We start from the raw sequence: 20,847 nt of genomic DNA, 5'->3' as shown, positions 1-20,847 counted from the left end.
GCCGAGACGACGATGGCAGCGGCGAGCGACAGGCGTTTGACGTTCGAGATGTTGGTCATTTTGAGCATTTCCTTCTCTGGATCGAGGATCGCCGTCAGGGGCGCCCTTCCGGTTGGGACCGCCTTTGTGGCGTCCATACCGTGTTGGTGCGGCCCGGAGAGAAAAGGTTCACGCATCGGTTCAAGAATATTCGCAGCCCTGATGCGTTCTGCGTTGCATCAGGCTTCCGCCACCAATTCGATCCTTTCAAAACGGCTGCCGACCTAGCGACGCCGCCTAAACAAGGGGAGGTCGAATAATTTTCGGCGATCGGCCAGTCAAAGAACCCGATCGCGATGGTGCCGCCGAGGCCTGTGCCGGGGCTGCACCGATCGGAATCACGATACCGTGACGGCATTTTTGGCGCTTGGCAAATCACCATCGAGAGGGCATTCTCTGCGCCGTCTCAGGCAACTTCTTGATTTGATCAAACTCTTTAAATCCACGGAGTTGCCAAATGCCCCAAATAGCAACAAGCGAAGCCTTTTCCGAACTGTCGGCGACCGAAGCTGCGCCCGACCACAGCGCCCTCAAGGCCATCCGAGAAACCAGGGGATACAGCATGGAAGAGCTGTCTCTGACGTGCGGACTGTCGGTCGATGAGATCGCGGACATCGAAAACGGCAGGAATGCCGATTTGTCGAAGCTTAGGCGAATAGCCTCCGCGCTCCGGCTTCCAGAAAACGCGCTGATCGATACGGCCGCGCTGACCCAATCCATGGAAAATCCAAGACCCGTCTCATAGCAGCGACGCCAGAGGATCAAGCCAGACAAGCGTGTTCTGGATTTGAAGTTCCTGAATGCTGACGATATCCAACAGGGCAGGAACTTCAACTCCACCATGCCGGGCATCGGCGTGATGGTCGCCGAATTCGGTTGACCCGAACCGGGTTATCACGATACATCGCGAACCGGTCCGGAGTGTAGCGCAGCCCGGTAGCGCACTTGACTGGGGGAAAACTGCTCTCAGCCGGCTTTTCCCTGACATTCCAACATCTTGCCAGTCTGACCTAGCTTTTCCGTGGGACTTTTCGTGGGGGCCGCCACCGCCACCATTACCGCCGGTACTTCTCGGTCTCTGCAATGAAGCGCGTGAACTCGCGCTCGAGCTCGAATACCGCCTCGTCTTTTGTGTCGGCCGTTCCGCGCTGCCCACCGTGGAGACGGAAGCGCGGATCGGAGGTCGAGATCGACCAGGACCAAGTCCCCGAGAGGGAACCCCACTGATTCTTCGAAATGCGGCCGACGGAAGACTGCAGAAAACTCGCGCTAAAATCGTACGGTGCAGATTGTCCGCCGATCACCGTTCGGCTCCACCCCAACCAGACACGCGCGCCGCGGTCGCGGACGAATTTGAACGCCTCGACATGGTTTTCGAAGGCGGCAAGCACAGTGCTGCCGTCGACGATCTGGAAGCCGCGCTGGTAGGCGAGGCGGACCTTGAGCCTTTCGCCGTTCATCCACCGGGATATAGATCTGGCTCTTGACGATTGCCAAGCCCGCGCCATCATCCCGTTTGGAGGGGGCACCATCATCATCAGCGAGCGCGCCTCTAGCCGGTGCGCATGGCAATCTGAAAAGGCATGTTCGAAACATGAAACCTGGACTACTTGAAGAAGTTCCCTGGTCAAATGACTCCATCACGGCTTACGACAAAGAGAATTTCACGGTCTATTGCCGGATCCTCGACGCCTGCGCCGACGATGCGAGCATAGAGGAGATGGCAGAACTCATTCTCGGCATTGACCCGATCCTTGAACCGGTGCGCGCCCGCAATGCTGTTCGCAGCCATATCGACCGGGCGAATTGGATGGTGACGACCGGCTCCAAGCACCTGTTCGCTGGCTGACTGACTATTCCTCATCGCTGAAACCCAGCAGCGATGCATGTCGTATGTGGCTGTGGTCGCCACGAAGATGCTTGACGCGCAGCTTCACCCCGGGCCCGACCCACTGTGTAGCCGGCCGCTTCTTCATGGCCTCTGGCGGCGGCCCGGCGTGCTCTCGGACCCACTTCAACAGCCGCTCCTTCATGTCGCGGCCCAGGGAGATGAAGGCGGTACCGAGATATTTCCCGGTGCCGGGCTCCGCCAGCAAGGCGAATGCCGCCTTTCCCGGCTCGCGCTCAACGCCGAGCAGTTCGAACTCGTCGACCGTCCAGCTCTTTGTCTTAAGCCAGTTTGATGTGGGGCCGCTGCGATATTTGCTGTCGGCGCGCTTCGAGACGATCCCCTCGAGCCCGGCCTGGTCGGCGAGATAGAAGATTGCCTTGGCGTCGCCGGGCATGGCCTCGCTGAACTGGATGCGGCTGTTCGGCTTGATCTTGCCAAAGAGAATTTCGCGGCGCGCCTTGCAGCCGATGTCGCGCAGATCGTGACCGTTCAAGTGCAGGATGTCGAAGGCGCCAAGTATCATGGCATAGGGATCGTTGTGGACGGCTTTCTGGAGTGCCGCGAAATCCGGCAGCCCGGCCGCATTCGTGACGACAGCCTCGCCGTCGATGATCGCGTTCTCGACCTCGAGCTCCCGCGCGGCTTCAACGAGCCCGGCATATTTGCTCGTCCAGTCCGCACCGGTCTTGGTGAAGACGCGAATATCTTCGGGGCTGTTGATGACGATCTGGGAGCGGTAGCCGTCAAGCTTGATTTCGTGAATCCAGTCCTCGCCACCGGGCGGCTTGGCGACCAGCTTGGGCTCCATCGGAGGGATAAACGCCAGCCTCGCCCCGCCCATACAAACTCCAACGCAACAGACCTAATTCAATAAACTTTGATCATTTCGGTTCCCGGAACGCAAAAAGCCCGCCGCACCTTTCGGTACGGCGGGCGATCAAGTCTTTCACCAGGCACTGGGGTGTGGGCTTGGGTATTGTGCCCAGTGTGCGAAAATCTTATGCGCGCCACCGGCGCGCGTCTACCAACCGGCAGTAGGTGCGGGGGACTGGTCAGTCCAAAGGGGTCAGCCGGCCGGCTGCTCCGGTGTCAGCGGCTCAAGCGGCGCCGGCGCTGGCGTGATGATGAACTCCACGGCCGGAGCGCGAACGACGATAGGCTTCGTCAGCTTTTGCCAGAGGTTGCAGACATAGGAGAAGCGGGCATCATATCGCGCCTTGCCGACCGCGGCGGCCAGCGGGATGGTGACGGAGCGCTGGTAGCTCTCGCGCCCTTCCGGCGGGTACGCATCGATCAGCGCACGCCGGCCGACCGTATAGGTCGAGGGCACGTGAACTGTCCCCTCCGAATCGGTCACGAAGCGCTCGACCGTGGCAGCACATAGCCGGCTCTGGACGACGGTGTATTGGATATCGAGGACACCACCCTGCGGAACCTCTGGCGTCAGGACCGTCGCCTGTTCGAACGCGATCGGCGGGTCTCTGTCCAGCGCCGACGAAACCATGACAGAAAGGCCTACACCGGCGAGAGCAGCCATGATGAACACCATGGCCGCCGGCACGTCGACCTTGCGCCAGAAAGCATTCCATGACCGTTTCAGGATCATTGCTTTCCTCCGGAGGCGCCGAAATAGGCCATGACCTGGTTGAGTGCCACCAGCGTGCCGGCGACAAACAGCAGGAGCTTTGTCGCCGTCTTGGCTACCCACGCCGTCTTCGTCCACAGTTCCACGATCTTGAAGCCGGCCTGGAATTTGTCCTGCTCCAGGGCGAGAAACAGATCGAGGCGTTCGCGCTTGTATTTTGGCAGTTTTCCCGCCCAGATCAGCGCCGTTCGTTCTTCTGTAGTCAGCCGGTCCAACCATCCTACCGTCTCCGGGTCGAGGTCGAGGAGCCTTCGTGGCAGCTTTCGATCGTCACTATTTTCCGTCATCGGTTCCCCGCCCGTGCCTGCTTCAGTTTTTCAGTTCGGCGCGGCGATCAGCGCTGGCCTTGGTGTGGCGGTCACATTCGGCGGGCTTGTAGAGGCCGATGGCGCAGCCGGGCGCCATGGTGCGATCGATCCTGGTCTGATCCTCGGCCGTCTTGCCCTGCGCGCCGGCCAGGCTGTTACCGAGGGCCAAGCGTAGCGCGGGAACACCGCTGACGCCGGAAGTCCCACACCCCACCAGCAGCAACGCACTCGTCAAGAGAGCGGCTGGCCTCGATACCCTTGCGAATCGCATCCTGATTGTCCTTTTCGATCTTGTCGCGAACCTCTGCCGCGCCTTGTTGCTTGACGTAGGTGTAGACGCCCCATGCCGCGCCCGAGGCGACGACGACGGCGGTGCCAATAGCGATGACGCCGGCGAGCGTCCGGTTGACGCCGAGGGCGCCGGCAACCAGGCCGATGAGTGCTGTCATTCGCTGGGTTCCTTTGTGAGGCGTATGCCCTTTGCGTGACGAGGGCCTTTATGCCGAAGGTTCGCCCAGGTCTGAGGTTGGATCTTGAAGTCGATCGGCAGTCCGGTCTGGGATCTCAGCCAATCGGACAGCGCGACGGTATGGATCAGCCACTTCGTGTCGAGCTCGAAAGCGCCGCTATGGATCTCGGCGGCCGGAAACTCTCTCTTGAATGCTTCATCATCCATGATCATGACGACGTCGACGTCACGCCAGTCAGGACGCTCCAACGCGCTGCCAACGAGATAGCAACCGAAGCTGTCATAGGCCTCGTTGAGGTGCTTGCAGGCGAGTTCCAACTTGAACACCGCCGGCACGCCGACATAACTGGTCTTCTTCTTCGCGGCCGGCTTTTCCAGTTCGTCGCTCATGGGATGCCTCCGACGATCTGGCCGTTGGTGATGAAGCCGTGCCAGAGCCCGCCCTTGCTGCCGTCGATTGACGGTGTGATGGTCAGGACTGAGAAATCCAGAGGACCGTGGATCGCCCAAGCACAATCACGTTCGCAGCCTTGAACCTTGCTCGGATCGACGCCAGCTGCTCTGGCTAAGCCGGTCTGGCTATGCGGACAGCACCATTCATCCTTCCGGTAGCACTCAGGATCGTGGCAGATGAGAACCTTGCGGCCAGCTTCGAAAAAGCAAGTCTGCCACCATTCGCCATTGGTCGGCGATTTGAAGACGAATCCAACCTTGCGGCCGTCGTCGATCAGCCAGCGAGGGTCGAGATCGGTGAGCTTCACCATGCAATCAGCAATCCTTCAGAACGCCGTGATGGAGAAAACCGTGAAAGCCGGGCACGGCGATCGAGCCCGCTCCGGCCGCGCAAGTGTTGCCGTTCTTGTCGACGTGGATCGTTTCGCCGACAGTCCCGTGACGCACCCAGCAGCGATGCTCATTGTCATCCGGCTTGGTGCAGTTGCTGCACCGGCTGTCGATGTGCCACCAGGTCCTGCCGCGCGGACCCTCGCGAGGAATGACGCATACGATCGACAGGCCGTCCGGCCCCTTGGGACCGGATCCAGCCGAAAACAGCGCGCCGATCGGCAGTTGCCCGGTCTCTTCGCCGGTATCGAGACTGCGATAGATGCAGCGCGAAATGCCATACTCGTCAGTCGGAGCATGCCGGCCGGTATCTTCCCACCAGGTGCAGCGATACTCGCTCATCGCCGTGCTCCGGTCTTGAACGCCTCGACGCCCTTGGCCTCGCCATGGCGCGCGATCAGGAACAGGCCGCCGGCGACGACGGCGATCGCCAGCATCCACATCCAGCCTGGCACATCGCCGGCGGCATCCTTGACCGGCTGCATGACGCCGGAGGCCTCGTCGAGATTGCCGAGAATGCCGTCGAAGAAACTGCCGATCAGCGCAGCGATCGTGGTGAAGAACGCGCCGACCTTGGTCAGCCAGTTGGTGCGGACCTCCGGCACCTTTTCGCGCACGATCTCGGGCGGCGCTTCGCTGCGCGCCGGCGCCAGCACGCGCGGCTTGGCCTTCTGCAAGGAGAGCAGCAGCGCGTCATCAATGCCGTCGCCTTCCGGTAGGCCATTCTCGGCTCGGAAAGCGCGGAGCGCGGTCGACGTCAGCGTGCCGATCCTGCCGTCGACGCCGCCGACCTCGGTATAGCCGAGACCCTTGAGCTGCTGTTGCACGCGCTCGATCGTTTCCTTGTCGACGGCCGGCGCTGCCGGTTCGGGAGTAGCTCCGGCCGCGAGCTCGGCCGCGAGCTCCTCGGCAGCGACCACGGAAGGCACTTTCTTCGTAGCGGGCTTAGGCGTCGGAGCGTCTCTCGGCGGCAACGGCGTATCGCGGATCTTCTGCCACTTTGCAAAGGCGGCCGCGAGCTTCGAATCGTAACGGTTCTTCTTGTAGCCGGGGCCGTTGTAGCCCCTGGCGAAGCCGGCCCAGTTGTGGTCGCGCAGCTCGTCGTCGAGCTTGTTGGCTTTGATGAACCTGACCGCCGCCTCGAGGTGCGCCGCCTCATCCGCCATGAAGGCCTGCACCATCGCCTGCACGGTCGCAAAGCCGGCCGCCTTGAAGTTTTCGCCCAGGATCTGGGTCAGGCCCCACGAAGCCGACTTCAGTGCCGCCGTCTCGTCGATCTCCATGGCCGCGACCAGGCGCGGATAGCTGTCCTTCGGATAGGGTTTTGCGCCCCACTTGGCGTAAGCAAGCCCAGCCCTGACCGCGGCGGTTCGTTTGGCGCCGGCCAGGTTGCGATAAAGCACATGCGGCTCGAACAGCAGCTTCGGCCGGCCGTAGCGATCGAAGCCGGATCCTGCCGCCTCGACGTCCATGAATGCGTGCATCTCGTCTTCGCCGACGCCGATCATTGCGCCGATGCGCGCAATGTCGCGATCGGTGATGCGCTTCGCGGCGCCCTTGAACGTTTTGTTCATGGCAGTTCCTTTCCGCCCTCGCGGGCAGGTTTTGCGGTTTCGGATTTTGGTTAGGATCGGCGGCCGCGCGGAGGTGCCGATGGGAATTTCAAAGTCGAGACGATGGACGGCAACGCTGTGCTGAAAAGCACGGAAGTCCAGTCCAACAGCGATGTTCAGGCTGCCAAGTCGGCCGCGACCCGGCCGGTTGAACCGAGGCGAGCCGGCAATGGCAGCTGGCTACGGGTGACCCATATTGCCAGCGGCCGGACCAGCGAGTTTCTGTTCGCGTGAACTTGAGTTGACGGCTCAGCCAGATGCGCGCTTTATATTGCGCTGCACAAACGGCGGACCTTATGACCCTGCGGATTAAGTTGCCTGGCGGCACCCTGAAGGTGAAAACCTATCGAGAATTACGGACGCGAGAGCGCGATCGGCGCGTTCCTGTCATCAAGGTAGGTTCGATGTACCTGATCTGGTGGTCGAACAAGCAGAAGCCGGACGATCTATCGCCTAGAGATAAACCACCGCTACGATGATGGACGGCAGTAACAGAACAGCCATCATGATCAAGAATGGCCAAAAACCGGGACCGGAGAAATATTCCTCGACCTGTTGGCGCAGATCGTTCATAAGCGTCGCCGCGCCTTTATTTGGCTACTTGGCCGAACAAAGCGCGCCGGCCATGTACGCCATGTTGCGCACTGCAACCTTCGGCGCGAACTTGAGAAATTCGGTTCGCAGCTTGTATTTCAACCATCCCTTTGACCGGCCGGCCAGGTGCTGCTCGTAGGCGAGATCGTGACCGAACGTCGTGAGCTTTTCGACTTTGAGGCCGGACGTCTTGAGTAGGTTTTCGAAGGTCAGTGGCGTGTAGAAATTGATATGCCCGTAAGGGCCAGACATGCGGATCGCCTTGGTCAGGTTTCGCGTGTGCTCCAATGGCACCTCGATATATAGCTTCTTGCAGACCCTGGCGGCATCCATCAAGAACATGCGCTCATGCTCGACATGTTCGACCACATGGATCGCAAGGCCCAGATCAAACGACTTGTCAGGGTGCGGGATGTGGTAGCCGTCGAAGATATCCAGGCTGGCTAAGTTGGCGATCTTGCGGGCCTTGATTGCCTCCAACCCGCTTGCCGAGATCTCAACCGCCCCAAGAACCTTCCCGAGGCCCTTTTTGTTCAACTTGTCCAGCACGGCGCCCTCACCGGCGCCAATATCAAGTATCCTTTCGAACGTCTGCCCTTCGAGGATCGTCTCGATGTGGCCGACAGATTGCTTGGAAGCGATTTCACGTTTCGCTGCCACCTTCCCATCGGTGTAGTAGTCGTCATAGATGGCAATGATGCTATCGGCGTTAGCCATGAAAAACAGTCCCCTTGAAAGACCCGCCGGCGCCGGCGCCGCGAACCTTGGGGCAGCATTTACCAGATCGACCAACTGTTCAAAAGCCTGAGTTTTCGCTTCTCTTTCAAATCGTCATGGTCTCGTGATATCGACCGAGTCGCACCGCTGGCCTCCAAGGGAATGTCCGATGCTGAGATTGTTCAAAAAAGTCACGCCATTGCGTCGTATGTACTATCGGTCCTTGATCGCCAAGGGCATCGGCGGCCAGTCCGACGAGGGGCAAATCCTTTTGAGGTTGGCCAAAGAGACCGGAGCGCCGAAAACCTTCATCGAATTCGGCTTTCACCCGATCCAGTTCAACTGCGCGGCCCTCATGGGATCTTTCAAGGGGCTGCTTATCGACGCGAACAGCCAGCAGATTGCCGACGCGCGAGCAGTCCTTCCATCCAACATTCGCATTGAGGAACGCTTCCTCGACTTGGAAAATCTCAACTTCATCCGACAGGCTTTCCCGAAGGTCGGCGTGCTTTCCATCGATATCGACGGCAACGACTACTGGTTCCTTGAGAAACTGCTGGACATCCAGCCCTCGGTGATCTCCATCGAATACAATCCTAGCTTCTTAGACCTATCAATCTCCACTGTTTACGACCCCTCGTTTGATCGAGCAAAGAAGGGCGGTCGCGGGTGGTATCACGGTGCTTCCCTAGTCGCGATGTCGAAGCTTTGCGCCGCCCATGGATATGGACTTGCGGCCGTGTCGGAAGGCGGCGTCAATGCGTTCTTCACCAAAACCGGGAAACTAGACCCAAAGACTGCATGGCGGCCGTCCGAGCTGCGGGCGAAGTGGTCTGGCACTACGCCGCAGCAGCAGTGGGAAACCGTAAAAGACATGCCATTCGTCGAGATTTAGCGCTGGCGTATCGCCTGGATGCAATCGTGCAACAACGGCTTCCAATGCTGATAGCCAAGCTCCGAGATATGGACCCCGTCGGAAAAGCCGAACGAAACTGGCAGCCCGGCTTTGGCCAGTGAGGCTCTGAACTTCACGTCCATATCAAACACGAGCGCCCGGTTACCTACGGCGCGGATTTCGGCATTCTGGCGTTCAATCAGGTCCCTGCTAAACCTGTCGACATGAGCGCCCTCCTTATCAGGCTCAATTATGGTGAGGATCGAAACGGGCCGATCCAAGCAGGCGCGAACAAGCGCGTCCAGCATCGACCTGAAGTAGATTGCCCTCGATTGGAGGTCTTCCCCTTCGCGCCACTCCGCGTCGTTGATTCCTACTCCGACAACAAAACCGCCGGCCTTGTCCCATAGGCCATTAGACTTGATCCGGCTGATGATTGCCACAACATCGGCAATGCGAGACCGGCCAACTGCACCCATTGTGAGGTCGCGTTTGCCGATCTGTGCTTGCGACGTTGCCACCAGACTATCGCCCAACAGAAGGATGGAAGGGCTGGGCGACTTGTTCAACTGAGTCATCAACTCAGCTTCTCTGTCGGTTCTGGACCTTCCCAGGGCCATTCTGGTCGCGCCTATGAACGGCGAAAGTAAATGATGCATTTAATACCCCCAGCCAGATTGGCGGGAGCACCTCTGCCATAGAGGGTTGTGACAGTCTAGGCCGATCAAGTTTCGAACAGGCCGTGGCGAACCATCTCGCGTAGGCATTCCGCGTGGTAAGTGGCGAGGCGCAGGCTGCCGGCGGCGTTCGGGTGAAGCTCATCGGACATATAAAGCGTCGATGTATGGTAGCCCATGCCGCTCATCGACGTGTCGATGTAAGGAACGCCGAATGCTTTACACACGTCGCGCTCGGCCTTCATGTGCTGGTCCATCGTGTTGCCTTGGCCATTGGTTCGGCCAATGCGATGGGTCGCGTGGGCGGGGCCACCGCTATAGACGCCGATCAGGACAATCTTAGCGCTCGGGGCCCTCGCACGAATGTCGAGGATGGCCTTCCAGATCGAGCCATAGACTGTGGCATAGGTCGTGTCGCCAAAGACACCCAGAGGCGTCTCTTGCGCACCGAAGGCGTTCGGGCCTGGTTCCAGAGTGACGAGCTCGCTGTCGACAGGGATATCGACGATCCTGTTCGACATGCCGTAGCTGGCATATCCGGTGGTGCTGAGCCCCAAAGCCGAACCGCTGACACCAAGATTGGTCAGGACCATGCCCGTCTGGCCGGCGAGCAGCGGCGCATAGTAGGCACCGATCGTGATGCTTGAGCCGAGTGCTGCCCACTTCTTGCCAACCAGAGCCTCGCTGCCGTCGTCATACGGGTCGCCACCAATGGTGGTTGGGTTGGACAGTAGACCAAGATAGAGGGCAGCATTCGGAGTGACCGTCAGACCGGCGCTCTTAATCCAGCCGGAGGAAGACATGTTCTCCGACGCTCCGAAGATATTCGCCCCTCCGTCGAGAGTGAAGGTTGACCGCTGGATATAGAGGCCAGACACCCCATCGCCGACATAAGGGTGGCCGCCCGTATCTTTGAAAACTCGATGCTGCCAATTAGAGGAAGCCGACGCAGACGCGGTCGCCTCAACCCGACACAGGAACCAACCGTTGCCGAGGGCAGTGCAGCTTGAACCCGTGACAGCCGCCCCTCCCTGCGCAACTGTCCCAAGGTCCAGATCGAAGGTGCAGTCGATAAGGGCCGCACTGTTCGAAAACAGATTGAGGCGTTTTCGCTCGCCCTTCTTGGCGATCACCTCCCAGACAATGAGATTCCCGGCCACGACAGATTTGCCCTGATAGATCGAGGGACTCGCCGAAACCCCCGGCTCGACAATTTTCGATGCCGTCATGCGTCCGTTGACGAGCACGTCGAGTTCGTCGACCTGCGGAGGGAGAGAAATCAAAACCGGATCGTTCGGGCTGGTCGTGGTGGTGACCGTCACATTCTGCTTTGTGAAGGCCGCGTTTGCGGGGTCGCTACTCGGGAACAGGTTGGCGGTAAGACCTTGCTTCCGAAGAATGATGCTGCGGATATACATTCCGCTAGTGCCATCGCCGGTATATGGAATGCTGGCCGCTGGCGACATGCGAGCCTGCACGTTGTTCGTGATACTGGCGCCGACCAGGACGACGGCCTTGCACTCGTACCAGCCGCCGCCCCGGTCCGTGATGGTCGCGCTGACGAGGTTCGCGCCAGAAGTGCTTGCCACGACGCCTTGTTCAAGATCGAAGTTAACCGTGTAAGCAGCACCGGCACCGGAATGGATAAGTTGAAGGGAACCGCGTTCTGCCGCCTTCGCGACGACAACATGCTCGATCGTGTCGCCGGCCACAAAAGCATAGGATCGATAGACAGATGGGCTGACCGTTCCGGCAGCCTCCGTGAGCTTGGCAGTAGGAACGCTGAGTCCCTCGAGCATGGCGACGACGTCCGCCTGCGCGTCCGTCTCATCCGCCCGAACATCGAGTGCATCCACCGCTGCCGAGAGAGCATTGGCCGAAGCTGTCTTTGCGAATGTCAGCGCAGTCGTGTCGACCACGATCGGCGCCGGCGTCAGGCAGGCCCACTGCGCTGCGGCATGCGTACCGGCATCCATCGTGAAGGTCGCGCCAACCAGGTCGCTCTCCGAGTCCATATCTGTCGAGCGGATGGCGGCACCCGCCCCTTGAACCACATAGACGCCATTGACAGCGTCCGCCGGTGTCACAGCGCGCGCCACGCGATCGCCGGCCGCCAGCACCAGGCCATCAAGCGTCGAGCCGGCCGTCATCGTGGCTGGGGCTGTCGCGGTGGTCACCAGCAGCCGCACCGACTGCTTCAGCTTGACCCCGCTGAACGCCAAAGCCTCGACATCGTTGACACGCTCCTCGAGCGCGTCCATTTCGGCTGGCAGTCCGCCGGCGATGCCTTCCACCGCAGTGACGCGCGTACCAAGACCGTCGACTACCGTTTGTATGGTGCCGCCAACCTGCGACCTGACGTCACTTTTCTGCGGTTCTGATGGCGAGCCCACAGGGCCATCGACATAGACAGCATTGAAGGCATCGCGAATTTCATTCGCCATGGTATTTTTATCCCGATGGTTTGATTTTTAGGTGACGATGACTTCGCCGGTTGCTTCGCTGGATGTGCTCTCGACGCCAGAAGCATTCGCCGAGCGAATCCAATACCAATATGATCCCGCGGCGAGGCCAGTATCCGACCAGGAATCAGGTGACGAAGGTGGACCATATTCGGTGCGGGCCACTGTCGCCCCGCCTTCGTTATTGACCGTGTTGCGCCGGATGTTGGCGACGTAGTAATTGCCGGAATTCGGGCTAATCCAGGTGATGTCTGCCTGTCCAACGCCGCCAGTGCCGACCACGTTTTCGACCGGTCCTGGCGGGATGGGATCGACTGTTGAGATTACCTGCTCTGTGTCCGACCATGTTTCGCCCTTGCTGCCGTTTGCCCCGGAATAGCTGGCCTCCACATCGATCAAAGTGTTTGCGGGCACCGGGCTCGTATTCAGCACGATCAGTCCGCTGTCAGGCTCGGCGCTCGGATGCCTCTCCTCGACCCAGCTGCCAGGCACACCGCCGCCAATGTCCGCCACGCGGTAGCGAGTGATGGGGGTGAGATCGTCGCGGCCAGGGTCGATCAAAACGACACGAAGGTAAACGGATGTACCACTCGAGATGGCGGCGACCGTGTCGATGATGGCCTGCGGGATACCCTCCGTTGTCGGCTTAATCGGCACCGGCGGCGCATCGCCCTCGTCGACCTCTGGATCCCATGCCTCGATGTCAGGCGGCATGACGACGAATGTCATCTGAAAACCGCCGCGCTGGACCGAAAGCACGGATCTGCGGTTGTTGATCAGTTTCCCGTCCATCGACGGGATGCTCACTGGCGTCTGCAATCGCACCCAAGGAGAGTAGACGGCATTGATGCCAGTGAAGCGGACGTCGAGAGAGCCGCGCTTTTTCTGGCGCAGTCGGGCGAACTCGCGCTTGGCAAGGCGACGTGCCTGGCGCCATTGCTGGACCCATAGATAGTTGCCGTCCTGCGGCAGCACACGCCCGGCTTGGAGTTGGGCCGGCACATCCTCGAAATAATCAGTATCGGTCGACGTGTAGTCAGTCGCCGGATAGGTGAATTTCGGGACAAGCCGATTGCATTCCTCTTCCGGTAGAACGTCGTGCTGGATGGTGTATCCGACGACATCGGCATCGGTCAGCGTGGCGACGTACTTTTCCCTGAATTTGCCGGCCACGAATAGCAGCGCGCCGTCGCCGCGCTCGCACATCCAGCCATCGCACGCCGCCAATATGGCGTTGGTAGCGCCTTTAGGATCATGCTCGGTGGTGTCGAAGCCGCCGCACTGATAGCGCTTTTCCGTCCCACCGGCGGCCCGCGGCACGGGCTCGTCGCAGACGTCAGCCTCCTCCTGCCACATATCGAGCACCGGCAGGATCGCCTTGCGCCAGTCCCTTTTCGTGCCGAACGGGTTGAAGCACTCGTGCCAGGCCAATTGGATGGCCGGGTTTTCCGTGAAGACCCACGTCGACTGATCTTCCGGGTCTTGTTCCGGATCGCGGAAATCCCAGCACAGCGCCAGTTCGGCAACCACCGAAAGCGACGGCTTGCCATACGGAAATTTCTTCGCGAAGTCCTCGGCCGCAGGTGCGTCGCATTCCATGGCAGCCGATGCCTGGCCATCACCACGATGGTTTTCGGTCCACACTCCTTCTGCGCCAAGTTTGGCTACTAGCTCGGCGTAGGGCGTCTCTGGCACAAGGCCAAGGCGAGTGTAAATCCGGACGCGATTACGATAGCGGCTGGTGTGCGGAACGGTTTCCACGCCGGTTGACTCATTCAGCACGATCCTGTCGTCGTTCAAATAGTAGGCGACATAGGCGTTGATCCGGTGGGCAACGAATGCCTGAACTGACCACATCTTGTCGCCCGACACCTCCCAAAGCATATGCGCGCCGGCCAACCTGGCTGTTCCGACACCCCAGAAGCAATAGGGGATCGGCTGTGTCATAGGTTGGCGGCCGTCCTCTGGTTTAGGAGGCTTCGGCGTCATCAGGTAGGAAAGGCCGACCGTCAGAGCCGTGGTGACGATGGCCGAAGCAATGGCCGCATAGGTGATCGTCGTCGTGCCGATGGTGATTCCGCCGGAGCCGAGAATGGCGGTAAAGATCGGCGTGAAGATCGGATCCTTGTGGACCGGCCACTGATATTCGCCGTTCCATCCCGAGGCGAGGAATTCCTGTGTCGTCGTTGTTTCGAACGCGCCGATGCCCGGGTTGTAAGTGACCGGCTTGCCCTTCAGCGCTTCGCGAATAGCCGACTCGAGCGGGGTTATGCGATGCGCCATGCCACACCAGTCCAATCGAGTTTTTTGACCATCGGACCGCGCGCCGACATGACAGCCCAGAGCGGGCCGAACTTGATGCCGGGAATGTCCTTGACCGCGAGACCGTCGGCGTCAAAGCCAGTCAGCGCACGGATGATGCCTATGTCGCCGTCCTGCGGTTCGGTGACACGTCGGAAGCCGAGCGCCATGAGCTTTGCCCCGGCCAGGCTCTCGACGCCGCCGGCGGCCCGCAAAACGGCTTCGGCGCCAGCTGCATCAAAGTAAGTCCCGCGCAGGTCGGCCGCCGGATCCTTTCCGGTGGCCTCGACCACCCACCCAGCACAAAACGTCGTGCAGTCGTCGCCGCCCATGCCTCCCCATCGCCACCGATGCGGTAGCCGGATGTATTCTTCCAGTGTCATGGATTTGCCTTCTAGTCGTATACCGGCCAAGCGGGGGAAACACCGCGGCCGAGCCGCGCGACGTTTGAACAGAACTCGTCGTCTGGATAGAAAGCCTTATGATGAGACGGCGTCCACAGCACCTGAGATGGCCTCGATCGGGTGTTGGTGCCCGAGACGACGGCCAGGCTGAGATCTATCTTCTTGTCTTCGCCGCCCGTGACCGGATGAGATGCTTCCGATGGATGGGAGGCGGTCCCGGTCCACAGCGCCACGATGTTGGACATTGGCTGGTAGTGCTCATCGAGCGTGGTGAAGCCGATCTTAACATCCTTGCCACGCACATCCGGCATTTCGTCGAGCACGTTCTGTGCGGTGGACGGGTCGATGCCGGAAATGCCGAACTCGACAGAGCTCGACTGGCCGTTCACCAGCACCTCGAGCGACGGGACGTTGAGCAGTCGGCCGCCGCCGAGATAGACGGTTCCATCCGGATCGATGGAATCGAACCCGGCGGGGATGTCGTTCACACCTGCCCAGATGTGCAGCCCTGGATCGGTTTCAAGACGGAAGAAGATGCCGAGGATATGGCTTTCCGCCATCGCGTCGAGCAAGGCTTGCGGCACGTAGTCGACCGAATAAGAGCCGATCAGGTCCTGCCAAGCCATCAGAACGCCTCGACGAACTGAAAGCTGACGCTCGACTGCATAAACCCCCGAGCCCTCCACGCCAGCGTGAATCCGACGGGGAACTTGGCGACACAGCGCGGGCGGGCGAATTCGATGCGGGTTCCCGCGATGACGGCTTCCCGTAGCGGCCGATCGAGCGAGATCACATATTGCGATCCGCTATAGCTGACGCCATCGACGTCGGCGGTGACGTCTACAGGATCGGACGCCTCCCAGTATCGATAGACTCGCCAGCCCTTGACCGTGTGCGATATCGAAAACCAGTCGGACCACCGGAGCCGGCGACTGGCCCCGAAGACGTTGATCGTCATCTGGCCGGCGTTGAGGGCTGCATTGGCCCCTACGGTTCCGAACACCGTCGCCTGGCTGTAGCCGGAATCGTCGGAAAACAGCGATCCATCGGAGTGCGGGATGCCGCCAATGATCGGCTTCGGCACCCCGTTGATCAGCGGGAACGGACCCATCCAGTCGGAGCGGACCGGCACGTTCATGAATCGGAAGGAGCCGTTCATGCGGGCCGCTACCCAGTTGATGTATTCGTGCTCCTCCGGCCGCTGCGCGAAGCAGTTCTCGTAGCTTGCGACGAAGACACCGCCGCCGGTGGTCTCGATCGTGACGGACTCGCCGAGACCGTTGCGACCGCCCTCGAGGCCGCCGCCCTTCGTATCGAACGACATCTCTGATGCCTTAATGAAGTCGATGTCGAGCGTGGGCAACCCGGTATAGCGACCCATGCTCTAACCCTTCTGCGAAGCATATTGCCGCTGTAGTTCGCCAAAACCGCCGCGGGACTGCGCTTCGTGGTACTGGCCGATCGCTTCCTGTGCGCCCTGACGCGCCAGCATCCGCACATGCTCATCGCCGTTGGCGCCGTCGAGGTTGATGTTGAAATCAACCTTGCTGGGCTGAGACGGCCGGTTCGCGTTGGCAGCCATTCGCATAGAGACGTCATGCGGGATAACCCGGGATCCTCGCGGCAGATCGACGATCTCGCCACCCATCTCGTTGATCCTGGCAAGGCCGCCAGGCGCGAAGTCGGTGCCGTTGGCAAATCCGAACAGCTTCGGAATGAAGCTCAGCAGGGCTGAAAAGATGCCGCCACCCCCGCCGCTCGGTGCCGGCGCGGATCCGGCATAGCCGAGGATCTCCGATAGCGACGTGTTGGCCTGAAAATTCCCCGGCTTCAGACCCTCGAGAATGGATGCCAGACCACCTTTGCCGCCGAGGCCTCCGGCAAGGCTCTGGACCGTGTTGGTGACTGTGGTGTCGAGACCGCCAAGACCTTCCGTTGCCCTGTTCACGGCAGCATTGAACTTGTCGACATAGGCCGAGCCGGAAGTGCCGAGCATATCTCGGGCACCTGCGCCTGTCTTGAGAGGGCCGCCGGTGAACCAGGCCGAGGCGGCATCCTGGGGATTTCCGTATTTCGACAGGTATTTGCCAAACTGGGTCTTGAAGATCGCATCCTGAGCGGCAGGATCGGCAAGGAATTGGCTTGGTGTGAGAGACTTGCCTAGCGCATCCTGCGACCAGGACGGAATATTGTTACCCATCACCTGATAGGCGCCATAGGCCCGGTCGCCTCTCGTCCACGGACCAAGCGCCGAATAGCCGCCGCTGCCGGCGCTCTCGATCGAGCGGATGGCGCTCGCATAGGCGGCCATGCTGCCGGATCCCGGGCCGATAGCAGCCAGCGGTGAGCGCGTCACAGCTCCCGGCGCGTAGTTATCGTTCGAAGCCCCGAGGAACGCGGAGAGCGTCGTGTCAGCGACAAAGCCAGCGCCGCCCCCAAGGCCCGCGCCTGGCCTCTGCCCAGTCAGTACTGCAGCGATCCACGTCCCCAGCCGGTCGAAGATGTCGCTCAACTGCTTGTCCATCGACGTCGTAAGCGCATTGAGGATTGATTCCCCAAGCGCCTTGCCGACGTCGCCACCATTACTCAGCAGCTCGGATTTAAAATCGGTCAGGAATCCGACAGCAAGACCTTTCGCGTCGGCGAACCTGGCGAGGTCACGCATCTGCTGCGCCGCCGGCGAATTGAGGTCGACCGCCAGACCGGCACCCTGCTGCCGTGACGCGATCGCCTGGTCCTGCGCCGAACGAAACTGCTGGTCGCGCTCGAAATTGAGCTCGCGCGCAAGATTGGCGCGGGCGATCTCGTCGGCGAACTTGCCATAAGCCTCGGCCTTGGCCTTTATCGCAGCGATCTCGGTTTCATCCGCCGCAATACCCTTCTCGGCGGCCTCCTCGCGGATCGCAGCGATCTGCTCGAATTCCATCCGCAGTTTTGCCGCCTCGCCGGCGGTCTTGCCGATCAGAGTGAGATCGAGCTGCTGGCTGGCCAGCGTCTTGTCAATCGCAAGACCGCGCGCCACCTGGGCGTCGCGCGCCTCGATCGCCTGCCGGTTGCGCTCGGCCTCCAGCGCACGGTTGACCCGGGCTTGCAGGCCGCCGCCCTTGTCGCCGTCTTCCACCGCGCGAGCCCTGACCTGCGCCTCGATCGCAGCGAGTCTTTCGGCATTGGTGCGCGCCCGCGCCATCTGCTGCTCGGCTGCGAACTGGTCGTTCTCACGGCGAAGTGTTGCATCGCGGACGGCGACGTACCTGCCAAACGAGCGCAAGTCGGCGAGGCCAGGGCGCGTGTTCTCGCGGTCGATCCGCGCCAGTATCTTTTCCAGTTCCTCCGCCTGCCGGGCGAGATCGACGATTTCCTTGCCGGCGATGATGGCTTCGTCAGCGAGCTTTTGCAGGCCATTGGTCTGGCCTATCCGCTCGATTTCCTGGTTGAACTGGTAGACATCAGGCGCGCCGTCGGCGGCCTCGACTTTGAGCCTGTTGATGGCATCAGCGAACGGCGCGAACTTGCCAGTGACGCTGAAGGCATTGTCGCCGAGCAGGAGGATGGCATCGGCTGTGTTGCGCAGGGCGGTCGGATCGCTCGCGGCAGGCAGAAGCTTCTGAAACAGACGCTCGACCTCATCGTCGAAGCTGGCGAGGTCGGTCTTGCCTTCGCGTGCGCTTTTGATCAGCGCGTTGATAGGCGCCGCAAACTGGGCCTGGCCGCCGGGCAGATCGCGAAGCCCGGCGATACCGCCGCCATTGCCGAACAGGCTTTGCGTCCAGCTTGTGCCGCTCAGCTGTTCGAGGAACGGCCCAGCCTTGTCGCGCAGCATCGCGTCCAGCATGGTCTGGTTTCCGCGGACTTGCGCGGAGGTGAAGGCCTGACCACCGATCGAGCCGACACTTTTGACGGCCTCGCCGAGATCACCGTATTCATCTTTCAACAGCTTCAAGTTCTCGGAATGCAGCTTGAGGGCGTCATCCATGGTCTTGGCGCCTTCACGCCCTTTCGTGAACCACTGGACTGCCGCCGCCGTTGCGCCGACGAGGCCGAGAACGATGAGCGAGGTCGGATTGACGATCGACAGCAACGCAGAACCCAGCGACTTGGCCGCGCCGGCCGCCCCCATCGGGCCGAGCACGGCCGAAAGCTGAGTGCCCTGCTGGAGGGCGATCTGGAGCGGGCTCATACCAATCGCCGAGGTTACGGCGATGTCCTGGAATTGCGCGGCGATGTTTCCGGTGTTGAACTGGTTGACGCCTTTGTAAGCGTTCTGGTTCGCCGCCGAGCGGCCACGGGCCATGGCCTGCGCCTGAGCAAGTTCGTCCGCGCTGATGGCGCCTCTTGCCGCCAAAGCGGCGTACTCAGCGATCTCGGCATTGACGCGGTCCTGCGCAGCGGCCAGAGGATTGAGCTCAGCACGCAGAGCCGCGACCTTCGCAGCCATCAGATCCGCCTCACGGCCGGATTCCTCAAAAACAGAGGCTGACGCTCTTGCGGACTTCCCGGAATTCGTCATTACCGACGCGTTGAATTGATCGGCGAACACGGAACCTGCTTGCTGTGCCCGTAGACGCGCAGTCTCCTCCAGCCGGGCAAACTCGGCTTCGAACACCGATGCCGACGCGCGGGCGCCGGCCGACGGCGCTGTCTGGACGCCAAGGACCGCGTTGAACTGACCTTGGTTCGCCGCGCCGATTTGACGGCTGTTTTCAGCCTGCTGATCGGCGCGGGCCTGCGCGATCATCGCGCGCTGTGCCGCAGCTGCATGTACCAGCGCAGAAGCTTGACCCTCGATCTGGGCATTCGCGGCGCCGACGGCGGCCGCGAGCTGGGTCTGCCCCTTGGCTGCAAGTTCCGAGGCGTTGGCGTTCATGCCGAGCTTCTGGTTCATGCCGACCAGGATCGTCGCAGCCTGTTCAACTGACAGCTTGCCGGTTTCGAGCTGACGGTTTAGGCCGCGAAGGTCGCGCTCGAATGCCTGCGCTTCCTTCTGGCCCTCGACATAGCGACGCGTCAGAATCGACACGACGTTGCCAGACGTGCCGATCTTCGTGTCGCTCGCCGCGACGGCCTCCCCGACGGCGCGAGCCGACGCCACCATGGCCTGATCGGAGGCGACCTTCTGGTCGGCGCCGGCCTTGTATTTCGAGGCGTCGATCTCGGCCGAGGTGACCAGTCGGGAAAGCTGTATGGTCATTTGTTCTCAGCCTCCCCTTCCTTTTTGGCAACGTGGATTAGCCACTCGGTGTCGATGGCAGTCATGAAGGTGTGGAAGCGGTCGAAGGCTTCACCCTCGAGGCCGTAGCGCCTGGCGTAAGCGTCATAGGCGATGAACGCGATCGGGGACTCTCCGCCCATCGCGCCATATTGCCGGTCGAACCGAAGCGCTTCCCAAGCCCGCCAGTAGAAATCGTGCCAGTATTCCGCACGAGCCTCTTCCGGGCGTGTAGGGACCTTCTCTCTCGGCAGTTCCAGCGGGAATTCGGCCGCGATCTTCGCCAGCCATTTGTCCTGGCCATTCCGCTCGAGGTCGTAGCGGAAGGCCGCCGCTAGTTTTTTGTTGCGGCCTGGACGAACTCGACCTTTTTCTTGCCGACACGGCCGGCGCACCAGAAGATCATCTGACGCATCACGCGATGCTCTTCGGCAACGAGGATGGTACCGACCAGGTCGGGCGAATATTCGACGTCGAGGCCCTTCCAACCAAGGAGAAGGTGCTCGACCGACAGCTGGCCTTCAAAGCGCGCCTGAACGTCAGACGGCACCTTGTCGTTAGGGTATTCCTGCTTAAGCTTTTCCAGCACGTCCTGACGCGCCGTCACGTAGTCTGGATAGTTCGTCGACCGCACCAGAAATTCGAGCCCGGGCAACGGCGTAGTCTCGTAGGGCTTTTCCGGGTCAAGACCTAGCCATTCCTTGACAGGAATCCAGTCGCCTTCGCGTTCCTTCGATAGGTCAGCGCTCAGGCTGGCCAGCTTGATGGTCATGTTTCTCTCCT

General features: G+C 60.9%; 24 protein-coding genes. 4 read left to right on the top strand and 20 right to left on the bottom strand.

Features of this window, described 5'->3' with window-relative positions; genetic code table 11:
* The first annotated feature begins 496 nt into the window (after positions 1 to 496).
* A complete protein-coding gene (locus NMG70_RS13595; RefSeq protein ID WP_254025003.1) occupies positions 497 to 784 on the top strand; it encodes a helix-turn-helix domain-containing protein in 288 nt (95 codons plus the stop codon).
* A gap of 310 nt (positions 785 to 1,094) precedes the next feature.
* Here the strand turns inward: NMG70_RS13595 and NMG70_RS13590 are convergent, their stop codons facing one another.
* Positions 1,095 to 1,499 carry a hypothetical protein gene (locus NMG70_RS13590; RefSeq protein WP_254025002.1) on the bottom strand — a complete coding sequence of 135 codons (405 nt, stop codon included), beginning with the start codon at positions 1,497 to 1,499 and terminating at the stop codon, positions 1,095 to 1,097.
* Between the two features lie 134 nt (positions 1,500 to 1,633).
* On the opposite strand from NMG70_RS13590, the gene NMG70_RS13585 reads away from it, so the two are divergent.
* Positions 1,634 to 1,888 (top strand): hypothetical protein, encoded by a 255-nt coding sequence (locus NMG70_RS13585; protein ID WP_254025001.1) that lies wholly within the window; start codon positions 1,634 to 1,636, stop codon positions 1,886 to 1,888.
* Positions 1,889 to 1,892: 4 nt separating this feature from the next.
* On the opposite strand, the gene NMG70_RS13580 is transcribed toward NMG70_RS13585, so the two are convergent.
* From NMG70_RS13580 to NMG70_RS13540, 9 genes are all read right to left on the bottom strand, one after another.
* Complete coding sequence (locus NMG70_RS13580; RefSeq protein ID WP_254025000.1) at positions 1,893 to 2,771, bottom strand: ATP-dependent DNA ligase; 879 nt, start codon at positions 2,769 to 2,771, stop codon at positions 1,893 to 1,895.
* 225 nt (positions 2,772 to 2,996) lie between these two features.
* Positions 2,997 to 3,536 (bottom strand): hypothetical protein, encoded by a 540-nt coding sequence (locus tag NMG70_RS13575; RefSeq protein ID WP_254024999.1) that lies wholly within the window; start codon positions 3,534 to 3,536, stop codon positions 2,997 to 2,999.
* Positions 3,533 to 3,862: a hypothetical protein gene (locus NMG70_RS13570; protein WP_254024998.1), complete on the bottom strand. Its 330-nt coding sequence runs from the start codon at positions 3,860 to 3,862 to the stop codon at positions 3,533 to 3,535. The genes NMG70_RS13575 and NMG70_RS13570 overlap by 4 nt, the downstream gene beginning before the upstream one ends.
* 22 nt (positions 3,863 to 3,884) lie before the next feature.
* A complete protein-coding gene (locus tag NMG70_RS13565; RefSeq protein ID WP_254024997.1) occupies positions 3,885 to 4,052 on the bottom strand; it encodes a hypothetical protein in 168 nt (55 codons plus the stop codon).
* Positions 4,039 to 4,332 carry a hypothetical protein gene (locus tag NMG70_RS13560; RefSeq protein WP_254024996.1) on the bottom strand — a complete coding sequence of 98 codons (294 nt, stop codon included), beginning with the start codon at positions 4,330 to 4,332 and terminating at the stop codon, positions 4,039 to 4,041. Before NMG70_RS13560 ends, NMG70_RS13565 begins: the two co-directional genes overlap by 14 nt.
* A complete protein-coding gene (locus NMG70_RS13555; protein WP_254024995.1) occupies positions 4,329 to 4,742 on the bottom strand; it encodes a hypothetical protein in 414 nt (137 codons plus the stop codon). Before NMG70_RS13555 ends, NMG70_RS13560 begins: the two co-directional genes overlap by 4 nt.
* Complete coding sequence (locus NMG70_RS13550; protein ID WP_254024994.1) at positions 4,739 to 5,113, bottom strand: hypothetical protein; 375 nt, start codon at positions 5,111 to 5,113, stop codon at positions 4,739 to 4,741. The genes NMG70_RS13555 and NMG70_RS13550 overlap by 4 nt, the downstream gene beginning before the upstream one ends.
* A gap of 7 nt (positions 5,114 to 5,120) precedes the next feature.
* Positions 5,121 to 5,537 carry a hypothetical protein gene (locus tag NMG70_RS13545; protein ID WP_254024993.1) on the bottom strand — a complete coding sequence of 139 codons (417 nt, stop codon included), beginning with the start codon at positions 5,535 to 5,537 and terminating at the stop codon, positions 5,121 to 5,123.
* Positions 5,534 to 6,769 carry an N-acetylmuramidase domain-containing protein gene (locus tag NMG70_RS13540; RefSeq protein WP_254024992.1) on the bottom strand — a complete coding sequence of 412 codons (1,236 nt, stop codon included), beginning with the start codon at positions 6,767 to 6,769 and terminating at the stop codon, positions 5,534 to 5,536. The genes NMG70_RS13545 and NMG70_RS13540 overlap by 4 nt, the downstream gene beginning before the upstream one ends.
* 102 nt (positions 6,770 to 6,871) lie before the next feature.
* Here NMG70_RS13540 and NMG70_RS13535 point away from each other — a divergent pair, with 102 nt between their 5' ends.
* Positions 6,872 to 7,042: a hypothetical protein gene (locus tag NMG70_RS13535; RefSeq protein ID WP_254024991.1), complete on the top strand. Its 171-nt coding sequence runs from the start codon at positions 6,872 to 6,874 to the stop codon at positions 7,040 to 7,042.
* A 363-nt stretch (positions 7,043 to 7,405) separates the two neighbouring features.
* Here NMG70_RS13535 and NMG70_RS13530 read toward each other — a convergent pair whose 3' ends face one another.
* Positions 7,406 to 8,119, bottom strand: coding sequence for a class I SAM-dependent methyltransferase (locus NMG70_RS13530; protein WP_254024990.1), 714 nt, complete (start codon positions 8,117 to 8,119; stop codon positions 7,406 to 7,408).
* Positions 8,120 to 8,288: 169 nt separating this feature from the next.
* Here NMG70_RS13530 and NMG70_RS13525 point away from each other — a divergent pair, with 169 nt between their 5' ends.
* On the top strand, positions 8,289 to 9,014 hold the full coding sequence (locus tag NMG70_RS13525) for a hypothetical protein (protein WP_254024989.1): 726 nt from the start codon (positions 8,289 to 8,291) through the stop codon (positions 9,012 to 9,014).
* On the opposite strand, the gene NMG70_RS13520 is transcribed toward NMG70_RS13525, so the two are convergent.
* The 9 genes from NMG70_RS13520 to NMG70_RS13480 form a co-directional block, all read right to left on the bottom strand.
* Positions 9,011 to 9,592, bottom strand: coding sequence for an SGNH/GDSL hydrolase family protein (locus NMG70_RS13520; RefSeq protein ID WP_254024988.1), 582 nt, complete (start codon positions 9,590 to 9,592; stop codon positions 9,011 to 9,013). The genes NMG70_RS13525 and NMG70_RS13520 overlap by 4 nt on opposite strands.
* A gap of 146 nt (positions 9,593 to 9,738) precedes the next feature.
* Positions 9,739 to 12,135, bottom strand: coding sequence for an SGNH/GDSL hydrolase family protein (locus NMG70_RS13515; RefSeq protein WP_254024987.1), 2,397 nt, complete (start codon positions 12,133 to 12,135; stop codon positions 9,739 to 9,741).
* 27 nt (positions 12,136 to 12,162) lie between these two features.
* Positions 12,163 to 14,436 carry a phage tail protein gene (locus NMG70_RS13510; protein ID WP_254024986.1) on the bottom strand — a complete coding sequence of 758 codons (2,274 nt, stop codon included), beginning with the start codon at positions 14,434 to 14,436 and terminating at the stop codon, positions 12,163 to 12,165.
* On the bottom strand, positions 14,421 to 14,786 hold the full coding sequence (locus tag NMG70_RS13505) for a DUF6950 family protein (protein WP_367185531.1): 366 nt from the start codon (positions 14,784 to 14,786) through the stop codon (positions 14,421 to 14,423). The genes NMG70_RS13510 and NMG70_RS13505 overlap by 16 nt, the downstream gene beginning before the upstream one ends.
* A 62-nt stretch (positions 14,787 to 14,848) precedes the next feature.
* Positions 14,849 to 15,484 (bottom strand): hypothetical protein, encoded by a 636-nt coding sequence (locus tag NMG70_RS13500; protein ID WP_254024984.1) that lies wholly within the window; start codon positions 15,482 to 15,484, stop codon positions 14,849 to 14,851.
* Positions 15,484 to 16,239 (bottom strand): hypothetical protein, encoded by a 756-nt coding sequence (locus tag NMG70_RS13495; RefSeq protein ID WP_254024983.1) that lies wholly within the window; start codon positions 16,237 to 16,239, stop codon positions 15,484 to 15,486. The genes NMG70_RS13500 and NMG70_RS13495 overlap by 1 nt, the downstream gene beginning before the upstream one ends.
* 3 nt (positions 16,240 to 16,242) lie before the next feature.
* Entirely contained in the window at positions 16,243 to 20,046 is a 3,804-nt protein-coding gene (locus NMG70_RS13490; RefSeq protein WP_254024982.1) for a phage tail length tape measure family protein, read from the bottom strand.
* Positions 20,043 to 20,459, bottom strand: coding sequence for a phage tail assembly chaperone (locus NMG70_RS33265; protein WP_436798384.1), 417 nt, complete (start codon positions 20,457 to 20,459; stop codon positions 20,043 to 20,045). Before NMG70_RS33265 ends, NMG70_RS13490 begins: the two co-directional genes overlap by 4 nt.
* Positions 20,399 to 20,836, bottom strand: a complete 438-nt coding sequence (locus NMG70_RS13480) for a hypothetical protein (RefSeq protein WP_254024980.1) — start codon at positions 20,834 to 20,836, stop codon at positions 20,399 to 20,401. The genes NMG70_RS33265 and NMG70_RS13480 overlap by 61 nt, the downstream gene beginning before the upstream one ends.
* Positions 20,837 to 20,847 lie beyond the last annotated feature (11 nt).

It is taken from the genome of Mesorhizobium ventifaucium (genome assembly GCF_935822925.1).
Classification (GTDB): domain Bacteria; phylum Pseudomonadota; class Alphaproteobacteria; order Rhizobiales; family Rhizobiaceae; genus Mesorhizobium; species Mesorhizobium ventifaucium.
Note: the sequence above shows the minus strand (reverse complement) of the source record. Positions and strands in the feature narration are given on the sequence as shown.